Consider the following 5,678-nt stretch of genomic DNA (forward strand, 5'->3'; position numbering starts at 1 on the left):
CGTCCGGCCGGTATCATCCAAACCTTTAACCTGCGCGGTTTACCCAGTGAAAGAGGCGAGCGTTTTTACCAAGATGTGGCCGCTTATGGTCATTTTGGTCGCAATGATCTCGATTTACCCTGGGAAAAAACCGATAAAGCCGCTATCCTCAAAGAAGCTTTGACTTCTGCGGTAGTATAGGGTTAAAAATTAACTGCAAATTTTGATTCAGGAATAGAGTTGAAGGCTCTATTCCTTATTTTTGTCTAGCTATAGCAGTTATCAGTATTCAGGAGACAGGAGGCAGAAGGCAGGAGGCAAAAGGCAGGAGGCAAAAGGCAGCTTTGTTCTCCCCACACCCCACACCCCACACCCCACACCCCACACCCTACACCCTGCCCCCAGGAAAAACTTTTTGCCGCAAACCCTATGTAGCCTATACTCAACGGATTTAGTATAAAAAAGGAATAGAGCCTGAAACTCTATTCCTGAATCAAAAATTGCAGTTAATTTTTAACCCTATACTACCGCAGAAGTCAAAGCTTCTTTGAGGATAGCGGCTTTATCGGTTTGTTCCCAGGGTAAATCGAGATCATTGCGACCAAAATGACCATAAGCGGCCACATCTTGGTAAAAACGATCGCCTCTTTCCGAGGGTAAACCGCGCAGGTTAAAGGTTTGGATAATACCGGCCGGACGGAGTTCAAAGTATTTATTGATTAAGTCCAGAATCACATCATCAGCGACTTTGCCAGTGCCAAAGGTTTCCACGAAGAGACTCACCGGACGAGCTACCCCAATCGCGTAACCCACTTGAATCTCGCACTTATCGGCCAAACCAGCCGCGACGATATTTTTGGCCACATAACGGCAAGCATAGGCCGCGGAGCGATCGACTTTGGTAGGATCCTTACCGGAGAAAGCGCCGCCACCGTGACGAGAATAGCCACCGTAGGTATCGACGATAATTTTCCGTCCCGTTAATCCCGCGTCGCCTTGGGGTCCACCAATGACGAATTTTCCGGTGGGATTAACCAGATAACGGGTGTTGGCATCGGGTTTAATCTCTAAATCGCTGAAAACTGGCTCTACTACCGCTTCCCAGAGATCACTTTTAATCTTTTGTTGGACGAGATCATTATCGGTGATATCGCCGATAGTAGCATCGTGTTGGGTAGAAACAAGGATAGTATCGATACCCACGGGACGACCATCTTCATAAATGACCGATACTTGCGTTTTACCGTCGGGACGCAGATAGGACAGTTCACCCGTTTTTCTGACTGCCGCTAAACGGCGAGCGATGCGGTGGGCTAAACTAATCGGTAAGGGCATAAATTCCGGGGTTTCATTGCAAGCGAAACCGAAGACAATACCCTGGTCTCCCGCACCAATTTTATCGAGTTCATCATTGCTGAGAAGTTCGCGATTTTCCTGAGCAGCCGTGACACCCTGGGAAATATCGGGAGATTGTTCGTCTAAAGCGACTAAAACGGTGCAACTATTCGAGGAAAAGCCGTTATCGGCGTTGATATAGCCGATTTCAGCGATTTTCTTGCGAACTAAATCGACGAAATGAACCTGTGCTTTCGAGGTGATTTCACCAGTAATCAAGACTAACCCTGTATTGACAACCACTTCAGCCGCTACACGACTGTGGTCATCTTGGGATAACAGAGCATCGAGAATAGTATCAGAAATCTGGTCACAAATTTTATCGGGATGTCCCTCTGTAACCGATTCGGAGGTGAACAAATAACGTTTAGACAAGTGATGTCCCTCACATAGTAGTACGTTTGAACGCAAAAAAGATTCCAAGAAATCTTTGATCATACAGTGTAACAGGGAATTTGTAGAGATCCAGTATTTTCAATAAGAAACCGCCCGAACATTGTTCGGACGGAGTGTGGTGTGAGGAGTGAACGGAAACTTTCGTCTCCGCTAATTCCATTGTAGATGACAACTTAGAATCTTGAACGATTTGAAAGAAACTAGCCCAAAAAATTTTTATCTCTTGAAGGGGTTGACTAATGCCCGATACCCGTCTCGATGATGTAGCCTGAGTAATAGAGGTCGCAGAGCTATAGGGAAAGATTATGACAGTCACAGCCGATTATTTAGAACAACTCAATCCTTCCCAGCGCCTTGCTGTTGAGCATTTTTGCGGCCCTTTGTTGGTGGTTGCTGGAGCAGGATCGGGAAAAACTAGCGCTTTAACCTATCGTATCGCCCATTTGATCCGTCATCACGGGGTCGAGCCGGAAAATATTCTCGCAGTCACTTTTACCAATAAGGCGGCCCGGGAAATGAAAACGAGAATTGAAAAAACTTTTGCTCAACAAAAAGCACAGGAAAAATACGGTCAAAGATTAGAACTTTTAGAAGAATACGAACAGAAAAAACTCTTTTCTCAAGTTTATCGGAATTATACTAAAAAACTCTGGATTGGGACTTTTCACAGTCTTTGCGGTCGGATTTTGCGCTATGACATTAATAAATATCAGGATGAATATGGTCATAGTTGGCAAAGGAATTTCTCAATTATGGATGAATCGGATGCCCAGAGTTTGGTGAAAAATATCGTCACTAAACAGATGAATTTAGATGATAAAAAATTTGATGCTCGCAATCTACGTTATGCGATTAGTAATGCCAAAAATTTAGGTTTAACTCCCACGGATTACGCCAGAGAAAACCCTCATTTTCGGGGAAAGGTCATTTCTGAGGTTTATCAGGCTTATCAGATGCAATTGGCACAAAATAATGCCCTAGATTTTGATGATTTAATACTGGTTCCAGTCCGTCTTTTTCAGCAAAATGAATCTATTCTCGGTTATTGGCATACGCAATTTAAGCATATTTTAGTCGATGAATACCAAGACACTAACCGGATTCAGTACGAGTTAATTCGGCTTTTGTCCACCAATGGTGAAACGAAAAAAAGTGAGTGGAATTGGACGGATCGATCGATTTTTGTGGTGGGTGATGCCGACCAATCTATCTATAGTTTTCGGATGGCAGATTTTACTATTCTGCTCAATTTTCAAGCGGACTTTGGCGATGGTTTACTCGATGATGATACTCGCACGATGGTGAAACTACAGGAAAACTATCGTTCACGGGAAAATATTCTGCAAGCGGCAAATAAGTTAATTGAAAAGAATAGTCAAAGAATCGATAAAGTCCTTGTTCCCACCAGAGAAGGAGGCGAGAGTATTTATGTTTTTAAAGCCAGAGATGAACAGGAAGAAGCAGCTTTTGTTATCGATAAAATTCGAGAATTTACTCAAGAAAACCCCGAATTAAATTGGGGTAGTTTTGCCATTCTCTACCGAATTAATGCCCAATCTCGCCCCTTTGAAGATGGGTTAATTCGCAATAATATCCCCTATAATATTGTCGGGGGATTTAAATTTTATGATCGACAGGAGATTAAAGATGCGATCGCTTATTTACGAGTGATTGCCAATCCTGCTGATACCGTTAGTTTACTGAGAATTATTAACACTCCCCGGCGCGGTATCGGTAAAACCACAATCGATAATTTGCTCAAAGCTGCCCAAGAATTAGGAGTACCTTTATGGGAAATTATCAGCGATGAAACTTCCGTTAATACTCTCGCCGGTCGTGCGACTAAAAGCATCAATAAGTTAGCTAAAATTATCCAAAACCTGCAAGAAAAAATCACCGATTTATCCGCTAGTGAAATCCTAGACCAAATCATGGAAGATTCGGGATATATCGATGAGTTAAAACAGCAGGGAACCGAGGAAGCTGATACCCGCATTGAGAATATTCAAGAATTGTATAGCGCCGTCGTACAATTCCAAGAAGAAAACGAAGAAACCAATCTCCAGGAATTTCTCGCTAGTGCTAGTTTAGCCTCGGATTTAGATAATCTTCAGGAAGGTCAAGAAAAAGTCTCGTTAATGACCCTTCATTCCGCCAAAGGTTTAGAGTTTCCTATCGTCTTTTTAGTCGGTTTAGAACAGGGCATTTTTCCCCATAATCGTAGTTTAAACGATCCCATTGCTCTTGAGGAAGAACGCCGTTTGTGTTATGTGGGTGTGACTCGGGCCAAGGAACAATTATTTTTAACCTACGCAAAAGAAAGATATGTCTGGGGGAATAAAGAGATGAAGGTAGCTTCCCAATTTTTGCAGGAATTGCCCCCAGAATTGCTCACAAGCAACCTGAAACCGAAAAAGACCCCAAAAGTGGTTGCCATGGAAAAAACTGTCTCCGATCAAAGAAAATGGCAGGTAGGCGATCGAGTGTTACACTCTACTTTTGGAGAAGGAGAAGTGACCCATATCCTTGGTGAGGGTAAAAAAATGAATCTAGCGGTCAAATTTTCGGGTTTAGGTCAGAAAATCATCGATCCTCGCACCGCACCCATGCAACTTATCCACGAATAGGGAAAGACCTTAAGGAGTATTGCTAATCTCTACAATTATTGTTCCTTGCTCTAGTTGTTTCAACGCATCGGGTAAAGTAGCTGTCAGTAATCGCCGCAGATTCTGATTTGTGACATTACCACAGGTTAACCATAAAATTTGAGGAGGTGTTCCCAGACGACAAACCAAATCAATAAAGTCACTATCTTTGGTCATAATCACGGCATTTTCCGCTCGCGCTGCTGCAAAGATCTCGATATCTTGAGCATCTCGAAGGGATAAGTCTCGCAGGGACGATGCTTCTAAATCAAAGGTCGCTGATAACCAGCTTGCTAGAGTTGGGGGTAGTTGAGCATCAATCCAAATTTTCATGCCGTTAGTTTAGGAAAATCCGTACACCGTGCTGCAAAAAGTAAACAAGCTTGGATATCTGCGAGTTCCAAATCGGGAAAGTCTTCTAGAATTTCAGTTATGCTCACATTCTCCGCTAACATTTCCAAAATATCCGTTACTCGAATTCGCATCCCCCGAATACAAGGACGACCACCACACTGGCCGGGTGTTTGAGTAATGCGGGTAAGCAAGCTAACTGTTGAGTCCATAGAACGCATCTCGAAGATATTTAGTCTGCATTTAATTATCTTATCTGGTAATCCTAACAACCAATCCCTAGCACCCAACTGACACCCCCTGATTCCTCAACTCCGATCGCTACCTGCTGTTAGAATAGAGAATTGCGGTCAGACTGACGATAAAATTGAGAAGCTAAATCCTTGATTCTTAATAGTTGTTGAGCAACTTTCCGCCTAGTATCGCAATTATCCGATAATATGGGCAACAGCGAGTTAGTCTATTCAGTCTGTTAAAATTGACCCCCGTTGGTCGTATTCGCGCACTGTCTAACCTTTATGATGAGGATCAGTTAATATGGAATCAATGCAACCCACCGAGACCCAAAATCCGATTAGAACGGATTTACCCGGGTCTCTGAGCAAACCCAGCAGCAGCACCGAACAGATTTGGTCTGAATATGTAGAACCAGTTTGGGATTCGGTGATGTCCTATCTGGCTAACGTCCCCGATTATATCGGTAGTTTCTTCTCTGGATACAAAAAACCTTTAATCGTTCTGGGGGCAATTTTAGCCAGTTTTGTCACCGTGAAAGTTACCCTAGCGGTTTTAGATGCGATCGATGATATTCCCCTCCTTGCTCCTATCCTACAATTAGTTGGGATCGTTTACACTGGTTGGTTTGTCTGGCGCTATCTGCTCAAAGATGAAAATCGTCGCGAGTTATTAGCC

The 5,678-nt window shown here is 43.3% G+C and carries 6 protein-coding genes and 1 pseudogene; 4 read left to right on the top strand and 3 right to left on the bottom strand.

Translation table 11 applies throughout. The annotated features are described in order from the left end of the window. A pseudogene (locus PX481_RS17795) lies at positions 1-180 on the top strand (methionine adenosyltransferase); the annotation flags it as partial. A gap of 61 nt (positions 181-241) precedes the next feature. Beyond that, positions 242-439, top strand: a complete 198-nt coding sequence (locus tag PX481_RS17800) for a hypothetical protein (RefSeq protein ID WP_288095263.1) — start codon at positions 242-244, stop codon at positions 437-439. A 59-nt stretch (positions 440-498) separates the two neighbouring features. Here PX481_RS17800 and metK read toward each other — a convergent pair whose 3' ends face one another. Then, positions 499-1,749, bottom strand: coding sequence for a methionine adenosyltransferase (metK, locus tag PX481_RS17805; RefSeq protein ID WP_288095266.1), 1,251 nt, complete (start codon positions 1,747-1,749; stop codon positions 499-501). Between the two features lie 326 nt (positions 1,750-2,075). Between metK and pcrA the strand changes: the two genes are divergently transcribed. Then, the gene (gene pcrA, locus PX481_RS17810) at positions 2,076-4,397 is read left to right on the top strand and encodes a DNA helicase PcrA (protein ID WP_288095268.1); all 2,322 of its coding nucleotides are present in this window, start codon (positions 2,076-2,078) and stop codon (positions 4,395-4,397) included. A gap of 9 nt (positions 4,398-4,406) precedes the next feature. Here the strand turns inward: pcrA and PX481_RS17815 are convergent, their stop codons facing one another. Then, positions 4,407-4,748 (bottom strand): DUF5615 family PIN-like protein, encoded by a 342-nt coding sequence (locus PX481_RS17815; protein ID WP_002759489.1) that lies wholly within the window; start codon positions 4,746-4,748, stop codon positions 4,407-4,409. Further along, entirely contained in the window at positions 4,745-4,978 is a 234-nt protein-coding gene (locus PX481_RS17820) for a DUF433 domain-containing protein (RefSeq protein ID WP_039899814.1), read from the bottom strand. The genes PX481_RS17815 and PX481_RS17820 overlap by 4 nt, the downstream gene beginning before the upstream one ends. Positions 4,979-5,303: 325 nt before the next feature. Here PX481_RS17820 and PX481_RS17825 point away from each other — a divergent pair. Then, positions 5,304-5,678: CAAD domain-containing protein (locus PX481_RS17825; RefSeq protein WP_288095271.1), on the top strand; the 375-nt coding region annotated here is incomplete at its 3' end.

Source organism: Microcystis sp. M53603_WE2, assembly GCF_030065435.1.